Origin of the sequence: Ruegeria sp. HKCCD7255 (assembly GCF_013031565.1) — a bacterium.
Taxonomy (GTDB): Bacteria; Pseudomonadota; Alphaproteobacteria; order Rhodobacterales; family Rhodobacteraceae; genus Ruegeria.
Window position 1 is genome coordinate 54,641 of record NZ_WQAG01000011.1, and the last position, 15,376, is coordinate 70,016.

At 56.7% G+C, this 15,376-nt stretch carries 18 protein-coding genes and 1 riboswitch; of the genes, 9 read left to right on the plus strand and 9 right to left on the minus strand.

The annotated features are described in order from the left end of the window. Positions 1–10: 10 nt before the first annotated feature. Complete coding sequence (gene rpmE, locus GOX45_RS17525; RefSeq protein WP_008757924.1) at positions 11–232, plus strand: 50S ribosomal protein L31; 222 nt, start codon at positions 11–13, stop codon at positions 230–232. 160 nt (positions 233–392) lie between these two features. Beyond that, positions 393–614, plus strand: coding sequence for a hypothetical protein (locus tag GOX45_RS17530; protein WP_171102481.1), 222 nt, complete (start codon positions 393–395; stop codon positions 612–614). A 17-nt stretch (positions 615–631) separates the two neighbouring features. On the opposite strand, the gene GOX45_RS17535 is transcribed toward GOX45_RS17530, so the two are convergent. Beyond that, positions 632–1,519 carry an AEC family transporter gene (locus GOX45_RS17535; RefSeq protein ID WP_171102484.1) on the minus strand — a complete coding sequence of 296 codons (888 nt, stop codon included), beginning with the start codon at positions 1,517–1,519 and terminating at the stop codon, positions 632–634. A 218-nt stretch (positions 1,520–1,737) separates the two neighbouring features. Here GOX45_RS17535 and GOX45_RS17540 point away from each other — a divergent pair, with 218 nt between their 5' ends. Next, on the plus strand, positions 1,738–2,547 hold the full coding sequence (locus tag GOX45_RS17540; RefSeq protein WP_171102486.1) for a division plane positioning ATPase MipZ: 810 nt from the start codon (positions 1,738–1,740) through the stop codon (positions 2,545–2,547). 30 nt (positions 2,548–2,577) lie between these two features. Here the strand turns inward: GOX45_RS17540 and GOX45_RS17545 are convergent, their stop codons facing one another. Both GOX45_RS17545 and GOX45_RS17550 read right to left on the minus strand, forming a co-directional pair. Next, positions 2,578–3,132 carry a hypothetical protein gene (locus tag GOX45_RS17545; RefSeq protein ID WP_171102488.1) on the minus strand — a complete coding sequence of 185 codons (555 nt, stop codon included), beginning with the start codon at positions 3,130–3,132 and terminating at the stop codon, positions 2,578–2,580. An 83-nt stretch (positions 3,133–3,215) separates the two neighbouring features. Continuing rightward, positions 3,216–4,451, minus strand: a complete 1,236-nt coding sequence (locus GOX45_RS17550; protein ID WP_171102490.1) for an adenylate/guanylate cyclase domain-containing protein — start codon at positions 4,449–4,451, stop codon at positions 3,216–3,218. Here GOX45_RS17550 and GOX45_RS17555 point away from each other — a divergent pair. The 4 genes from GOX45_RS17555 to GOX45_RS17570 all read left to right on the plus strand — a co-directional run bounded on the left by GOX45_RS17555 (position 4,444) and on the right by GOX45_RS17570 (position 7,696). Further along, the gene (locus tag GOX45_RS17555; protein ID WP_254446066.1) at positions 4,444–5,214 is read left to right on the plus strand and encodes a LysE family translocator; all 771 of its coding nucleotides are present in this window, start codon (positions 4,444–4,446) and stop codon (positions 5,212–5,214) included. The two genes, GOX45_RS17550 and GOX45_RS17555, sit on opposite strands and share 8 nt — an antisense overlap. Before the next feature lie 157 nt (positions 5,215–5,371). After that, on the plus strand, positions 5,372–6,982 hold the full coding sequence (locus GOX45_RS17560; protein WP_171102491.1) for an FAD-dependent oxidoreductase: 1,611 nt from the start codon (positions 5,372–5,374) through the stop codon (positions 6,980–6,982). A 4-nt stretch (positions 6,983–6,986) separates the two neighbouring features. After that, positions 6,987–7,196 carry a DUF2783 domain-containing protein gene (locus GOX45_RS17565; protein ID WP_171102493.1) on the plus strand — a complete coding sequence of 70 codons (210 nt, stop codon included), beginning with the start codon at positions 6,987–6,989 and terminating at the stop codon, positions 7,194–7,196. Positions 7,197–7,363: 167 nt separating this feature from the next. Next, complete coding sequence (locus GOX45_RS17570; RefSeq protein ID WP_171102495.1) at positions 7,364–7,696, plus strand: DOPA 4,5-dioxygenase family protein; 333 nt, start codon at positions 7,364–7,366, stop codon at positions 7,694–7,696. Between the two features lie 120 nt (positions 7,697–7,816). Here GOX45_RS17570 and GOX45_RS17575 read toward each other — a convergent pair whose 3' ends face one another. After that, a complete protein-coding gene (locus tag GOX45_RS17575; protein WP_171102497.1) occupies positions 7,817–9,445 on the minus strand; it encodes an acyl-CoA synthetase in 1,629 nt (542 codons plus the stop codon). 220 nt (positions 9,446–9,665) lie between these two features. Between GOX45_RS17575 and GOX45_RS17580 the strand changes: the two genes are divergently transcribed. Then, on the plus strand, positions 9,666–11,057 hold the full coding sequence (locus tag GOX45_RS17580; RefSeq protein WP_171102498.1) for an aspartate aminotransferase family protein: 1,392 nt from the start codon (positions 9,666–9,668) through the stop codon (positions 11,055–11,057). Positions 11,058–11,114: 57 nt separating this feature from the next. Here the strand turns inward: GOX45_RS17580 and GOX45_RS17585 are convergent, their stop codons facing one another. From GOX45_RS17585 to GOX45_RS17600, 4 genes are read right to left on the minus strand one after another with little or no spacing between them, the layout of a single operon-like run. Further along, positions 11,115–12,128 carry an iron ABC transporter permease gene (locus GOX45_RS17585; RefSeq protein ID WP_171102500.1) on the minus strand — a complete coding sequence of 338 codons (1,014 nt, stop codon included), beginning with the start codon at positions 12,126–12,128 and terminating at the stop codon, positions 11,115–11,117. Between the two features lies 1 nt (position 12,129). Beyond that, positions 12,130–13,080, minus strand: a complete 951-nt coding sequence (locus tag GOX45_RS17590; protein ID WP_171102502.1) for an ABC transporter substrate-binding protein — start codon at positions 13,078–13,080, stop codon at positions 12,130–12,132. Further along, positions 13,080–13,877 carry an ABC transporter ATP-binding protein gene (locus GOX45_RS17595; RefSeq protein ID WP_171102504.1) on the minus strand — a complete coding sequence of 266 codons (798 nt, stop codon included), beginning with the start codon at positions 13,875–13,877 and terminating at the stop codon, positions 13,080–13,082. Before GOX45_RS17595 ends, GOX45_RS17590 begins: the two co-directional genes overlap by 1 nt. Then, on the minus strand, positions 13,874–14,230 hold the full coding sequence (locus GOX45_RS17600; protein ID WP_171102505.1) for a DUF1636 domain-containing protein: 357 nt from the start codon (positions 14,228–14,230) through the stop codon (positions 13,874–13,876). Before GOX45_RS17600 ends, GOX45_RS17595 begins: the two co-directional genes overlap by 4 nt. 101 nt (positions 14,231–14,331) lie before the next feature. Then, a riboswitch (cobalamin riboswitch) is annotated at positions 14,332–14,538 on the minus strand. Positions 14,539–14,701: 163 nt separating this feature from the next. Here GOX45_RS17600 and GOX45_RS17605 point away from each other — a divergent pair. Further along, on the plus strand, positions 14,702–15,124 hold the full coding sequence (locus tag GOX45_RS17605; protein ID WP_171102507.1) for a hypothetical protein: 423 nt from the start codon (positions 14,702–14,704) through the stop codon (positions 15,122–15,124). A gap of 16 nt (positions 15,125–15,140) precedes the next feature. Here the strand turns inward: GOX45_RS17605 and GOX45_RS17610 are convergent, their stop codons facing one another. Continuing rightward, positions 15,141–15,350, minus strand: a complete 210-nt coding sequence (locus GOX45_RS17610) for a MoaD/ThiS family protein (RefSeq protein WP_254444485.1) — start codon at positions 15,348–15,350, stop codon at positions 15,141–15,143. Between the last annotated feature and the right edge of the window lie 26 nt (positions 15,351–15,376).

The following is a 15,376-nucleotide window of genomic DNA, read 5'->3' on the forward strand; positions in this document are numbered from 1 at the left end:
GAGCGGAAAGATGAAAAAAGACATCCATCCCGATTATCACGTCATCAACGTCAAAATGACCGATGGCACCGTGGTTCAGATGAAATCCACCTGGGGCGCCGAGGGCGACCAGCTGGCTTTGGAAATCGACCCCTCCTCGCACCCTGCGTGGACCGGTGGCGGCACCCGTCTGATGGACGCAGGCGGCCGTGTGTCGAAGTTCAAGAAGAAATACGAAGGTCTGGGCTTCTAAGCCAAACCTATTTCGAATGCGAAAGGCCGCCTGTTTGGGGCGGCCTTTTTCGTTTGGGTCAGCTGAGCGGTGGATTAAGAAATCGTAATCTTTTGCCCATCCGGGCCGCAGGTTGCGCGCACATCTAAAGTTGACCAGAGCGTTACCCCAGGAGAGTGCAATGCTATCGCCCACCAAATTGCTCGCCGCCACCGCAACCGTGGCCCTGTTGTCGCAAGCCGCTATCGCTGGCCCTGCCGACCAAAGCACAGAGTTGACCCCGCAGGATGAATATCTGGTGGATGGGATGCCCCTTTGGGGACCGTTCACTCCGGATTTTCCGCTGTCATTGCTGATCGAAAATAGCGGTGAGGCTCAGACCTCGTTGTCGACAATGGTCTAGCGCCCACCGCCGCAGGCTTAGACCCAAACCGACAGCGCCACAGGCAGAACCAGGATTGTGGCCAGGGTCGAGACCAGAATAAAGCCCGCCACGTCGGGCCCGTATTCCGGCACATGCTGATCGATGAAAAGATAGGTTGCCACGGATGAGGGCATCAGGCAGCACAGGATCACCGCGCCGCGCTCCGCACCCGTAAAGCCGAACAGCCAGACCAAAGCACTGGCGATCACAACGGCCATGGCGAGGTGCAGCCCAGTCAGTAGCACCGCGCGCCAAAGGCTTTGGATTTGTAGCGTCGCGAGTGTATGGCCCAGTGTCAGCAACATCAGCGGGATCGACAGCCCGCCCAGTATGTCAAAGGATTTGGCGATGGGTTGCGGCAGGCTGGTCCCCGTCGCCATCAGCACCAATGACAGCGCAACCGCATAGATGATCGGCGACGTCGCCAGTTTCTTGGGGGAAAACGCGCCAGCCGGGATCCACATGCCGATGGTAAATATGCTGATCAGGACCACGACGACAAAACCCATCGTATAGGCCATGCCCGCATTGCCCAGAGCCAGCAACGTGATCGGCAGACCTATGTTCCCGACATTCCCGTGCATCAAGGGCGTCAGGAATGCGCGCACCGGAAGACGCATCAACCGCAGCGCCACAAACCCCAGAACACCAAAGCCCGCGATCGCCAGCGCGGCGGCCGCCATGACGTCCAGGAACGTTCCGACAGCAATGGTCGTAGCCGACAGGTGCGAGATGATCAGCGTCGGGTATCCCACCCGCGAGACAATGCCGCCGATCACCTTGTTGTCGAAAGGCGCTTTGGTCACGGCCAGCCCATAGCCGATTCCGGCGCAGATCAGCACGGGCAATACCACGTTGAGAACGTTGAGAAACAGGTGCTCCACCCAAAGCCTCTTGCGCTGATGTCTTGCACAGACTGTGGTTGAGCGGCAGGAATTTGACAAGCTTTGGCCTGTAACGCCCCCGCATCACGGGATTTTCCGGAAAACGCGCGCGGAACCTCAAAACCGCAGTGTGAAGTCCTTCCCTTCGACACTCACACAACATATAGTGGCATGCAACAACGTGTGGATAAACACGGCGGGACACTGGGAATACAGGCATGGCACATATCATCGTAGTCGGGAATGAAAAGGGCGGCGCGGGTAAATCAACCGTATCCATGCATGTGGCCACCGCGCTGGCACGACTGGGACACAAGGTCAGCACCCTGGATCTGGATTTGCGCCAACGCAGCCTGGGTCGCTATTTCGAGAACCGTTTAAACTTCATGAAAAGCGCTGGATTGAACCTGCCCAGCCCACGCCACCATGACCTGCCCGAGATTGATCCCAGCACGCTGAGACCCGGTGAAAATATTTACGACCACCGTTTGTCTGCGGCCGTGGCCGAGCTGGAAAGTGACAGCGACTTTATTCTGATCGACTGCCCCGGCTCGCACACGCGTCTCAGCCAGGTAGCCCATTCACTGGCCGACACTCTGGTGACGCCGCTGAATGACAGTTTCATCGACTTTGACCTATTGGCGCGGATCGATTCCAAGGGTGAGAAAATCCTTGGCCCCTCGGTCTATTCCGAGATGGTCTGGAACGCGCGGCAATTGCGGGCCCAAGCAGGTCTGAAGCCCATCGACTGGGTCGTGGTGCGCAATCGCGTCGGCACCCAGCGCATGGTCAACAAGGAAAAGATGCAACGCGCGATCGAGATGCTGTCCCAACGCATCGGCTTCCGCGTCGCCTCGGGCTTTTCCGAACGCGTGATCTTTCGCGAGCTGTTCCCACGCGGGCTGACCCTGCTGGACCTCAAGGATATCGGGGTCAAACAGCTCAACATCTCGAACATCGCCGCCCGCCAGGAATTGCGGGACATGATGAAAGAGTTGAGCTTGCCGGGTGTTGAGATCGATTTTTAAGGTCTTGCGAACGGCTTGCGAGTCCCACGATTAACGCGGGAGCCCTTCGGCCGATCCACTCCACTCGTATTCGCGCCATTCCTCAAAGGGATGTTCGGCCAGCCATTTTTGGCAATAGTCGTGGATGACATCGTTTATGTTTCCACGATGTGCACTTGGCCAGTAGTGCTGCTGTTTCTCTGTCCCAAGATCCTCTTTCGCATAATAAAGAAGATAGAATTGAAGAAGGCATTCGGCTTGGCCTTCGTCGGCATATAGTTGACTCAGGGCTCGCAGGGTGCGCGCGCTTTCGCCCTCGCTTTGAACAAGTCTCCGAGCATGAGCCGTTGCGACTATTTCAAGAGCTTGTTCGCGGCTGCGAATTTCCGGCAGATTCAATTCAACCTGAACCCGCGCAAGTAAATCGTCGATTTCGGGCTTATTGAAGGGTGGCAATTCGCCCAAAAGCACGTACAGGCTTTCAGATTGAAAGCCGGCAACGACCATTTTTTCGGCCCAGTCTACGATGGTAGCGTCAGGCGGGACATCTAGAATGCGCCTCGCAAAAATCTCTGAGGTAAAGCGCGGCTCGATGAATGTCTTCATATTCAGTGTGAAAAGCCTTCAATTTTGCCATAGGTACGAGAGCCGGATAATGTACACACGTAGCTGTAGCCTACCGCCACCAATCAACCCGCTTGATACAAAACCGTAAACAACTCCTTGGGCTCGGGCACACCGCGCAGCATGTAACGGCCGACCGAGACCAGTTCGTGCGACGTATCTTGCGCGGCCTGCGCCACGTTGTCGGACACCAATATGCGTTGCCCCAGTGAACGGTGCATGCCAGCGATGCGGGCGGTTTGGTTGACGGCAGGGCCAATCACAGTGAAATCCAAGCGGCTATCGGCACCGATATTGCCATAGAGGATCTCACCTGCATGCAATGCGAGCGTATAGTTGACCAGTGGTAGTCCCGCCTGCGCACGTTGCGCGTTCAACTCTGTGATCCTCGTGTGCAACTGCGCAGCAGCCGCCAAAGCCGCCTTGGCATCAGCATCGATATCCCCGACATCGAACATCGCCATCACCCCATCTCCCATAAACTTGAGGATGCTGCCCTCGCAGTCGTGGACCACGTCCACAGCGACGGACAAATAGTCGTTCAGCATGTCGATAATGTCCGGGCCCGGCAACTCCTCGGACAGGGTGGTGAAGCCTTCGAGGTCGAAGTTCCAGATCACCGCGTCGATTTTCTGTAATGACCCTCGGCGAATTTCGCCCGACAGCACCCGTTGGCCTGCATCACGCCCCAGATAGACCCGCATCAGATCATGCGAGACCCGCGCGTTCGACGCAGATTTCAGTGCCAGGCCCAGATGTGGCATGACCCCTTTGATTATCGCCATATCTTCATCTGCAAAACCGCTCAGCGCGTTGCTTGTCCAAGACATAAGAACCCCGTCCACCGGTTTTTTGGCGTCTCGGGGCGTGCTATGTGTCGGAACGTCAAAGGAAATACCGGTTGCGTAATAATCGGTTGCTCCGATTTCGCGCAGTTCGTTCAAAAAAGGAAAACGGCTGGCTTCGTTCTGGTTGACCAAGCGTTCATGGATTTCGTCGACATCTTCTTCCAGCAGAGCGAAAAGAGGGCTTTGCCGCCAGGCTTCGCTCGGGATCTCGCTGTATTCAAAGGTTTGATAATCGCCACCTTTATCCTTGTACCAGCTATAGCCGGTGCCGCCGTAAACCGGATGCAGCGCTGATTGGGCTGCGTGAAACCGCATCAGAGGCACACCCATGTCGATCAATCGGTCACAATAGCCCTCGAGCAGTTGTTCCTTGCCCGCCCCTTCCAATCCTTGCGCAACCAGCCATTCGGACAGGCTGTGAATTTTGGTGTCTACTGATCCCGATATGCTCATATCACGTTCCTGTGTCGGCGGTGCTGTTCATCTGGGGACGCGCCCCGCCAATGTCCAGTGCCGGATCGGCCATGTCGCTTGGCCAATTCCGCTATTCCGTCGCGCGACAGTGGATTGGAAGTCAAGCGCTGATAGGTTCTGCTTCACCGATACCTGGATCACCTATGTGGCGACAGTTCTCTTGTTGATGAGTACGCCCGGGCCAAGCCAGCTGCTGATGCTGTCCAACTGCGCAACCAACGGTCTGAAACGCGGCGTTTTCACGGCTGCCGGGGACTTGACTGCCAATTTCCTTCAATTGCTGGCGGCAGGGCTTGGCCTTGCTGCCGTGATTGCCAGCTCAGGTACCGCTCTGGCTTTGATTAAGTGGTTGGGCGTTGCCTATCTGGTTTTTCTTGGTGTCAAACAGGTCCGTAATGCAAAAGCCGCGTCGACACATCGCGCAACAAAGGCGAGCCCCAAGGCGCTGTGGGTGCAGGGTTTTGTGACCTCTGCCGCGAACCCCAAAGCCGTTGTGTTTTTTGCGGCCCTTTTTCCATTGTTCATAGATGGTGCGCTGCCATTTTGGCCTCAATTTGCGATTTTGTCCGCGACCTATCTTTTGATCGACGGGCTGTTTCTGACCGTCTATGGCGCAAGTGCCAGTTGGCTGGCAAAGCGGCTACAAGGTCCGGCGCGGCTCTGGCTCGACCGGATCGGGGGCGGGTTCATGATTTTGGCAGCGCTTTTGCTGGGGCTTAAATCGCTTCGCGACGCCAACTGAAACAAAAGCCAAAACGCAAGAACATTTCCTGCCTCTATTTGATCCAGATCGTGGTGGCGCCCTGTCGAACTGATCAGTCTGTCAATATCCCAACGCGCCTTGCGTTGGGTGCCGTGAAACCGAACCCTGACCCCGGGGACGACAGAGGAGATCATCCATGACCAAGATCTTTGAAGTTCCGCTTTATGCCTACGAAAGCAGCGCAGATCAGGCTTCAGCCTTGCCGGTTCGGCACCAGGTCATTGTTGTCGGCGCAGGTCCCGTCGGGTTGGCCGCTGCAATCGATCTGGCCCAGCAAGGGGTCGAAGTTCTGGTGCTGGATGACAATGACAAGGTCAGTTTTGGAAGCCGCGCGATTTGCTTCGCGCAACGACCGCTTGAGATCATGGATCGGCTGGGATGTGGTCAGCCGATGGTGGACAAGGGTATCCAGTGGCACGAGGGTAAGGTGTTTTTCGACACTCGTCAGGTTTATGGCTTTGACCTGCAGCCAGAAAAGGGTCAACGCCTTCCAGCCTTTATCAACCTGCAGCAATACTATTTCGAGCAGTTCCTCGTGGACCGCGTGCGGGAGTTGCAACAACAAGGTGCTGCGATCGAAATCCGCGGGCGCAACAAGGTCGAGGCAGTGGGAACCCATCCCGACCATGTTCGGCTTGAAGTGGAAACGCCAGAAGGGCCTTATATCGTTGAAGCCGATTGGGTAATCGCCTGCGACGGGGCCGGGTCCTCAATGCGTTCCATGTTGGGCAAGGATTTCCATGGTCGGGTTTTCGAAGACAACTTCCTGATTGCTGATGTGGTGATGCAATCTGATCTTCCAAGCGAGCGTTGGTTCTGGTTCGATCCCCCTTTCAATCGAGGCCAATCGGCCCTGTTGCATAAACAGCCCGACGGCGTTTGGCGCATCGACCTGCAATTGGGTTGGGACATAGACAAGGACAAAGAGAAGCGGCCTGAGAATGTTATACCGCGCATAAAGGCGATGCTGGGCGACGATATCGATTTTGAGATCGATTGGGTCAGCATCTATACCTTTCAATGTCGCCGGATGGAGCGGTTCCGTCATGACCGGGTCATCTTTGCCGGCGACAGCGCCCATCAGGTCAGCCCATTTGGTGCACGTGGCGCCAATTCGGGTGTTCAGGATACCGACAACCTATGCTGGAAGCTTAGCATGGTGATCGACGGGCGTGCCCCCGAAACGATTCTGGACAGCTATGATCGTGAAAGAACGCAAGCGGCGGATGAAAATATCAGTGCCTCAACCCGGTCGACTGAGTTCATAACGCCGAAATCCGATATGTCGCGCTTGCTTCGAGACGCAGTGCTGGATCTTAGTGCGCAATTCGAGTTTGCCCGCCCGCTGGTCAATTCCGGTCGTTTGAGCACGCCTTGCATCTACGACGGCTCTCCGCTGAATTCAGCTGATGGACTGAACGGCCCAAGTAACACCCGTCCCGGTGCCCCTTGCCCGGATGCGCCTGTGGGCGATGGCTTTCTGCTTTCGAAACTGAACCGGGGATTCAATTTGTTGACCATCGACGCCGATGCGCCTGATGAGCTTGAGGTTGACGGGGTGTCCGTAAAAAGAGTGGCCCTCTCGGTCAAAGATGATCCATCGCTCGCGTTGAAGCATCGATACTTGAGCGAAGCCACCAGCGCTGTCTATCTGATCCGACCGGACCAGCATATTGCCGCCCGCCGAGACAGCTATGAAGAAAACGCGTTCCGCCAAGCGATACTCCGCGCTTCGGGGAAGGAGTAGCGACATGACCGATCTAGTTTTGACACCTAATATCCCGCAGCCTGACGATTTTTATGCAGAGCTTGTCGCAACACATGAAAGCCTGAACAAAGAAGAAAGCGATGCGTTGAATGCGCGGCTGATCCTGGTGCTTGCCAACCATGTCGGAGACAATACGGTTTTGAAACAAGCGCTGGAGGCCGCTTCTCAGGGTGCGCGACACCCTTTGCGATAGCGTCGACACTGGGAACGAATACCGATTGCAACCTGCAGCCAAAGCTCAGGCATGTATTTGCGCAGCCCCATACACGCAGACCATGCACATACCCTGTGTGGTAGCATATGTTTTGCGCAAAACCTTCCGAAGCTATGGTCTGACCGAGTTGCGAAAGGGGGGCGCATATGCCTACGATTACCGGCTACCACGCACATGTCTATTTCGACGCTGACACACAAGAAACCGCACAGCAGGTCTGCGAAGAGGCCGCCCGTCTGTTTCCTTCGGTTCAAATGGGTCGCCTGCATACGCGCAATGTTGGCCCTCATCCGCGTTGGAGTTGTCAACTTGGATTTCCGGCCGAAGCCTTTGATCAGGTCTTTCCCTGGCTTATCCTCAACCGCAAAGGGCTGACGGTTTTCACCCATCCTGAAACCGGAGACCACCTCGCGGATCATCGCGACCGTTCGGTCTGGATGGGAGAGATGTTGGAGCTTGATCTTTCGATCTTCGATTAGAGCACATATCAAGCGGGCGCTTCGTTTGGATATACGACCATTTGGGGGCTCTGCCCCCGTCGCAGCAAGCTGCGCCTCCCCCGAGGTATTTTTGAACAGAAGAAGCTTGGCGGGTGCGCTCTAAGCCAGGTCTCGGGCCTTGTCGCGGAGCAGGAATTTCTGGATCTTACCGGTGGAGGTTTTGGGAAGCGGGCCAAAGACCACCGTTTTGGGGGCTTTGAAATGGGCCAGTTGATCGCGGCAGAAGGCGATAATATCGGCCTCGTCCGCCTGCGCTTGTGGCTTGAGCTCGACAAAGGCGCAGGGCGTTTCGCCCCATTTGTCATCCGGGCGCGCGACCACGGCGGCCTCCATCACGGCGGGGTGTTTATAGAGCGTATCTTCGACCTCGACGGATGAGATATTCTCGCCGCCCGAAATGATGATGTCCTTGGAGCGGTCTTTCAACGCGATATAGCCATCGGGATGCATCACACCCAGATCGCCCGAGGCAAACCAGCCGCCGTCAAAGGCTTTGTCGGTCGCTGCGGGGTTTTTAAGGTAACCCTTCATGACGATATTGCCCTGCATGAAGATCTCACCCATGGTTTCGCCATCGGCTGGCACCGGTTTCAGGGTCTTTGGGCCAGCGACCATCAGGCCCGAAAGCGCCACATATTTAACCCCCTGACGAACTTTCAGCGCCGCGCGCTCCGGCGCGTCTTTGTCATTCCATTCGTCTTTCCAGGCGCAGACAACCGAAGGGCCATAGGTTTCGGTCAGACCATAGACATGGGTGACGTCAACGCCCATCGCCTCCATCGCCTCGATCACCTTGGCCGGGGGCGGGGCGCCGGCAGTCATCACCTTGATCTGCTGCTTGAAGTCTTTGAGGTGGTCGGGCGCATTGGCCAGCATGTTCAGCACGATTGGCGCACCGCAGAAATGGCTGACGTTTTCTTCCCTAAAGGCTTGATAAATAGGTTCGTCACGCACAGCCCGCAGGCACACGGATGTGCCTGCATTGGCCGCCATGGTCCATGGAAAGCACCAGCCGTTGCAATGAAACATCGGCAGCGTCCAAAGATAGACCGAATGCTGTGGCATCCCCCATGTCAGGATGTTTGACGTCGCGTTGAGAGCCGCCCCCCGGTGATGATAAACCACGCCCTTGGGATTTCCTGTTGTGCCCGAGGTATAGTTCAGCGTGATCGCGTCCCATTCATCTGTCGGCAGCGACCAGTCGAACTCGGGGTCGCCCTCGGCCAGCAGCGCCTCATAGGTCAGATCGCCGAGGGTTTCGCCGCCCGCAAAGCTGGGGTCTTCGATATCGATCACCAGAATATCGTGATCTACCTGGGTCAAAGCCGCTTTCACGGTAGACGAGAACTCCGGATCGACCAGCAGAACCTTGGCCTCGCCATGGTTGAGGATAAAGGCAATGATCGCCGCATCGAGCCTTGTGTTGATCGCGTTCAACACCGCCCCTGCCATGGGGACTGCGAAATGCGCCTCATAGAGTTCGGGGATGTTGGCCGCGATGATCGAAACCGTATCGCCCCGACCGATCCCACGTGCAGCAAGTGCCCCAGCTAAGCGGCGGCAGCGGTCATAGGTTTGCGCCCATGTGTATCTGCGGTCGCCGTAAACCACAGAGGGATAGTTGGGGTAAACTGCGGCTGTCCTCTCGATATAGCTTAGCGGGGAAAGCGGGGTGTAATTTGCCGGTCTTTTGTCCAGATGCTGTTCATAGATATTTGTGGCGGTCATCCGATATTCCTCCCAAACGCGGCAGACTTGCGTATTGAGCACAGAGCTTACGCCAAAAGAAATGCGTAGGAATACGTGAATTGGCTACACTGGCGATATTCTATGGATTAATCTGGCCCTACTTCGCGAGTCTCATTCGCGTTGATCTGCGTCATCACGTCACCGCGCGCCCGTTTGGAACAGTTGATTCCCCGCGCGCCACACCCAGAAAGGACATGTCATGGACGGCACGTTCAACGAAAACGATATTTCGCGGGTGGTCGAAGCCGACCGCGCCCATGTCTGGCATCATCTGATCCAGCACAAGCCCTTTGAAACAAACGACCCGCGCATCATTGTCGAAGGCAAGGGCATGCGCGTATGGGACCAGAAAGGCAAAGAACATCTTGATGCGGTCTCGGGCGGTGTCTGGACCGTCAACGTCGGCTATGGCCGCGAGTCGATCTGCAAGGCCGTCTACGAACAGATGATGAAGCTGTGCTATTTCGCGCAGTCGGCCGGGTCGGTTCCGGGTTCGATCTTTGCAGAACGGCTGATCAGTAAAATGCCGGGAATGAGCCGTGTTTATTATATGAACTCGGGTTCTGAGGCGAATGAGAAAGCCTTCAAAATGGTGCGCCAGATCGCGCACAAGAAATACGGTGGCAAGAAAACCAAGATCCTGTACCGCGACCGCGACTATCATGGCTCTACCCTGGCCACGATGTCAGCAGGTGGGCAGAACGAGCGCAACGCGCAATATGGCCCCTTCGCACCCGATTTTGTCCGCGTTCCGCATTGCATGGAATACCGCAAGCATGAGCTGGACGGCGCACCCGAAGAGAACTTCGGCGAATGGGCGGCAGATCAAATCGAAGAGGTCATCCTGCGCGAAGGCCCCGACACCGTGGGTGCCCTGTGCCTCGAGCCGGTGACAGCGGGCGGAGGCGTGATCGAAGCGCCCGAAGGCTATTGGCCGCGTGTGCAAGAGATCTGCAAGAAATATGACATCTTGTTGCATATCGACGAGGTTGTTTGCGGTGTAGGTCGTACCGGCACCTGGTTCGGCTATCAGCACTATGGCATCGAGCCCGATTTTGTGACCATGGCCAAGGGTGTCGCCTCGGGCTATGCCGCGATTGCGTGTCTGGTGACCACCGAAGAGATCTTTGACATGTTCAAAGACAATGCGGACGATCCGATGAACTATTTCCGCGACATCTCGACCTTTGGCGGATGCACCGCCGGACCAACCGCTGCGATCGAGAACCTGAAGATCATCGAAGATGAAAACCTGCTGCAGAATTGCACCGTAATGGGCGAACGCCTGATGAGCAATCTTCAGGGCCTGATGGAAAAGCACGCGGTGATCGGCGATGTGCGCGGTAAAGGCCTGTTCCAAGGTGCCGAGTTGGTGGCAGATCGTTCGACCCGTGAGCCTGTGGACGAAAAGCTGGCGCAGGCGGTTGTGGCGGATTGCATGGCGCAAGGTGTGATCATCGGCGTCACTAACCGCTCGATCCCGGGCCGCAACAACACGCTGTGTTTCTCGCCTGCACTGATCGCGACAGCAGATGATATCGACCAGATCACCGACGCTGTGGATGGGGCGCTGGGGCGTGTGTTCAGCTAACGCTGCAACTGAAACCAAAGTCAGAAAGCCGGGCCCAGCGCCCGGCTTTTTTTGCGTTCAGCGCATGGTGTTCCGGCTTTTGAACAGCAACAGAAATACAAAGACCGACCCCAATGAGGTCGTGACAATGCCGACCGGCAATTCCTGTGGAGACAACATAAGGCGGCTGAGGATATCTGATACGGTCAGCAACATGGCGCCGACCAAAGCTGCTGTCGGCAGCAATTGGCGATGCAGCGGGCCCACTATGCCCCGCGCGATATGGGGCACCATAAGACCCACAAACCCGATGACACCTGCAACGGAGACGAACATTGCCGTCGCCAAAGCGGCAACAAAGAACATCTTGAACCGAACCCCTTGCACCGGCACGCCCAATGTGGCGGCGGTCAGATCTCCGGTCAGCAACGCATCCAGCCAGCGGCTGCGATAGAGGGAATAGGCCAGGATCAGACCCAGCCCCGCGCAAACCAAAGGAAACGTTTCCCACCGGGCCAGTCCCAGCCCGCCCAGCATCCAGAAAATCACTGAATGCGCCGCGCGGTTGTCGCCGGAAAAGATCAGATAGTTGGTGATTGCCGAAAACAGAAACGACACCGCCAGACCCGCCAGGATCAACTTTTCCGGAGCGCTGGTGCGTAGGCCATGGACCAGTGCCAACACAATGCCCGAGGCCACAAGCCCGCCGCAGAACGCAGCCAGAGGCAGTGTCCAGATACCCAGAATGTCGCCCGTGACAGTGATGACAAACACCGCACCGGCCGCAGCACCCGAAGACAGACCAAACAGAAATGGATCGGCCAGATCGTTACGCGTGGTCGTCTGAAGGACTACCCCCACGATGCCAAGCCCAGCTCCTATGACCGAGGCAAACAAAGCGCGGGGTAAGCGCAGGTCAAAGACAATACGGTGCGTCGGCGACATCTCTGAATCAGAAAGTCCCGCACCTTGCCGGATTGCCGCCCAAACCTCGGAAACAGGAATGGGCGTGGTGCCATAGGCCGTAGACACCATCAAAAGGGCGGCCAATAAGACCACCCCCAAAGCAAAGACAAGGCCCGTGCGGGTCATGTCAGTTCAGGCTCGGGTGCATGGCCTTCGCCATTTTCGAGATCGCATCGATATTTGCTGGTCCCGGTGTTAGCTCTTCATAACGCAGGCCGATCCAACGCGCGTTTTTCACCGCATCGACCTGCGACATGACCGGATGGTCCTGCAAAAACTTGAACGTATCCTCGGCGCCGTTACCGGTTTGATAGTCCAACAGCACAAGAAATTCAGGATTCGAAGCAGCAACCGCCTCCCACGAGGTGCGACCCCAGCTGGTGTCCAGATCATGGGTCACGTTTTCACCACCCGCAGCAGTGATCATCGCGTCAGGAATGGCGAATTTACCGGCGGTGAACGGTGCGTCTGCAGGACCGTCCAAAAGGAAAACACGGGGTTTTTCCAAGTCGGCGGTCTGCGACTCGATGGTGGCCAGTTGGTCTTTCCAGTCTGAAACCAGCGCCTCGGCCTTGTCCTCGACATGCATGACCTGCCCAAGCCGCAGCACATCGTCAAACAGCAGATCCATGCTGGCCTGCGGGCGATCGTCGTGCAGATGCACACAGCTTTCGGTCAGAATCATGGTCTTGATGCCAAAAGGCGCCAAAGTGTCAGGCGTCACCTCTCCACCCGGTCGCATGCCATAGTACCAACCGGCGAAAAACAGATCTGGCTCGGCCGCAACAAGGTTTTCGACAGTGGGGTATTTTTGCGCAAGCTCGGGGATGTCTCCGCGCTGCGCGTCAAAATCGGGGCTGGTCTTGTACCAACCGGTAATGCCAGTCAGACCCACGATCTTGTCCTGCAATCCAAGCGCAAAGGCCATATCGGTCATGTTCATGTCATGCACGACCAGCCGTTCGGGTTGCTTCTCAAAGACAAGCGGCTCACCGCAATTGTCGACGGTAACACCCTGCGCCACCGCGCTGGTGGCCATGCCGGTTGCAAGAAAAGCCGACCAGATCAGTCGTTTCATCAATTCGTCCTTTTGTTCGATATGGTAGTTTTACGGATGTCGAGCGCGGGGATCACGCGGCCTTCGTACTGAAAACTCAGGTAATCCACGCCAAACGTGTCTTGAACATGATCCGAGGTCAGAACCTGATCGACAGGGCCAAACCCGGTCATGCGGGTCGATTTCATCAGTGCCACATGAGTGGCGAATTCCGGGATCAGCACCAGGTCATGTACGATCATGACAACCGTGATGCCCAACTGCGCCACCAGAGACAACATGCGCCCCTTGGCGTCTGGGTCCAGATGGTTGGTGGGCTCATCCAGAAACAGCAGCGACGGCTTTTGCGCCAAGGCACGCGCGATATGCGCTCGCTGACGTTCTCCGCCTGACAGCATGGCCATGCGTTTCTCCGCCTGTCCTGCCAGCCCCGTCAGATCCAGAATCCGGTTGATGTCTTCGGCATGTTCTGCGGCAGAACGATCCGCCCGGATCGGGATCTGACCCAATGCAATGTAATCGCGCAGCATCAAGCGCCCGTCTGGCAGCTCTTGCTGGCCGACAACCGCAATGCTGCGCGCCCTATCCATCGCAGTCATGGATTTGAGGCTGCGCCCGCTCACATGCACATCGCCCAATGCCAAAGGCACCGCACCGCACAGCAAGTTCAACAATGTGGTCTTGCCGGCGCCGTTTGGTCCGGCAATGGCAAGGATGGCACCTTCCTCAAGCGCAAAAGTCACGTCCTGCAGCAAAACATCACCGTTCAACGCGTAGTATTCCAGGTTCTCGGCAACCAGAAAGGCGGGTTGTGTCATTGCAGCACCCCCTCTCCGATCCGGGGTAGGCGGGCGAGCGTTTTGTGTAGCAGCGCCTTGGGCCTGTCGGTGGCCTTCGTCCAGCCATCTGCGCTGATATGATATTGCCGCGCAAAGGTAAGCAGGGCGGCGATGTCATCATCGCTTTGGATACTACCAAAGAGATACTGCGCCTTGTCTGTGGCTTGAAACCCGACGGTGCATGGCCGCTCACAGCCAGCCATACAAGACACGTGCCGAATGGCGAATCCATTCGGCAAACTGCTGACCTCTGCAGCGATTTCGGCGCTTACCGCAGCTCCACCGTCACAGGTCGAGCAGATCAGAATGAAGTGATCAGGATTGGCAGTCATTTGCCGTCTCGCTTGTTGCCAAACGAGGACGGAAGGTATCAGTCGTATTGCTGCACGCTGAACGCGCCATCTTGACCTCCTTCCAGGGCACCCCGCCCCGGTGTGGTTGCATCAAAGATGGCAGGTCTCCTGACTTGCGGGTCATCGCTTGGCCGTCCTTCCCGATCCGATGGATCAGTGGCTGATTGGCTTTGCTCACCGCTTACAGTTGCGGGGGCAGTCACGGACTAGGTGGCTTCGTACACCGCACCGTGTTCCCTTTTCATCCCTTGGGCGGACCCGCAGGAACCATCACAATCTGAGTGCCTGAGATCGCAAAACGCGTCAACCGGATTCGACAGGGCACAAAAATTTGATCCACCCGATCTCACAACAACCCGCCAGAGCGTGATCGGGGTTTATTGGGCGTCAGCGCGGGTCATCCCCACCTTTGTATCAAGCCCCCAAACTGGGCCGATGAAAGGAGACGTTATGACACGTTCAATTTCCAAGTTACTTCCTGCCCTGGTTGCGCTAGTTGCCGGCTTCGGGCCGCATATGGCAACCGCGAATGACGCACACCATCCCCAAGGAGCGGTCTACAAGATCATTCAGGCAGGTAACGCTCATGTGCCTCAGCTCTCTTCGCCAGCTGTCCACAAGCACTATGCTTATGTTGCGCAAGCGGCGAAGGCCAAACCGGCGGCGCCGGTTGTAAAGGTCAAGACACTCAAGAAAAAATCAGTTGGGAAGAAGTTCCTGTTCAAACATTATGGCTATAATCCGTACCAGCCTCGCAAGTTCCGCGGCCATAGCGGACATGTGGTCAAGAAGAAACCCAAGCATCATGGCAAGGTGCATCACAAGGGATTTCGCAGTCAGCACTTTTTTGCGCCCCAGTACCGCTACCGCTGAAGCCAGAAAGGTCGGTTTAGCCCCCCCTTAGGCGCTGCATCAAGTAAACTTCAGCGCCTTCGGGCACTGGCTCGGACAGTCCCGAGGCGATGATCCGGCCATTGATCGCGATTGAGACGCCCGCATCAATAGGCGCCTGCAATTGGGGGTAGCGACGCACAAGCTCGCGCAATATTTCGCCCGTCGTCGTGGCGTCGACTTCGACAACCTGCTGGCCCCCGGTCAATGACCGGAGACCTGACCAAAGGTTGA

Coding starts and splice junctions, on each gene's coding strand:
- GOX45_RS17605 (WP_171102507.1), top strand. CDS start 14,702: ATGACACGTTCAATTTCCAAGTTACTTCCTGCCCTGGTTGCGCTAGTT.
- GOX45_RS17575 (WP_171102497.1), bottom strand. CDS start 9,445: ATGACCGCCACAAATATCTATGAACAGCATCTGGACAAAAGACCGGCA.
- GOX45_RS17580 (WP_171102498.1), top strand. CDS start 9,666: ATGGACGGCACGTTCAACGAAAACGATATTTCGCGGGTGGTCGAAGCC.
- rpmE (WP_008757924.1), top strand. CDS start 11: ATGAAAAAAGACATCCATCCCGATTATCACGTCATCAACGTCAAAATG.
- GOX45_RS17545 (WP_171102488.1), bottom strand. CDS start 3,132: ATGAAGACATTCATCGAGCCGCGCTTTACCTCAGAGATTTTTGCGAGG.
- GOX45_RS17530 (WP_171102481.1), top strand. CDS start 393: ATGCTATCGCCCACCAAATTGCTCGCCGCCACCGCAACCGTGGCCCTG.
- GOX45_RS17600 (WP_171102505.1), bottom strand. CDS start 14,230: ATGACTGCCAATCCTGATCACTTCATTCTGATCTGCTCGACCTGTGAC.
- GOX45_RS17595 (WP_171102504.1), bottom strand. CDS start 13,877: ATGACACAACCCGCCTTTCTGGTTGCCGAGAACCTGGAATACTACGCG.
- GOX45_RS17560 (WP_171102491.1), top strand. CDS start 5,372: ATGACCAAGATCTTTGAAGTTCCGCTTTATGCCTACGAAAGCAGCGCA.
- GOX45_RS17565 (WP_171102493.1), top strand. CDS start 6,987: ATGACCGATCTAGTTTTGACACCTAATATCCCGCAGCCTGACGATTTT.
- GOX45_RS17585 (WP_171102500.1), bottom strand. CDS start 12,128: ATGACCCGCACGGGCCTTGTCTTTGCTTTGGGGGTGGTCTTATTGGCC.
- GOX45_RS17550 (WP_171102490.1), bottom strand. CDS start 4,451: ATGAGCATATCGGGATCAGTAGACACCAAAATTCACAGCCTGTCCGAA.
- GOX45_RS17555 (WP_254446066.1), top strand. CDS start 4,444: ATGCTCATATCACGTTCCTGTGTCGGCGGTGCTGTTCATCTGGGGACG.
- GOX45_RS17590 (WP_171102502.1), bottom strand. CDS start 13,080: ATGAAACGACTGATCTGGTCGGCTTTTCTTGCAACCGGCATGGCCACC.
- GOX45_RS17540 (WP_171102486.1), top strand. CDS start 1,738: ATGGCACATATCATCGTAGTCGGGAATGAAAAGGGCGGCGCGGGTAAA.
- GOX45_RS17570 (WP_171102495.1), top strand. CDS start 7,364: ATGCCTACGATTACCGGCTACCACGCACATGTCTATTTCGACGCTGAC.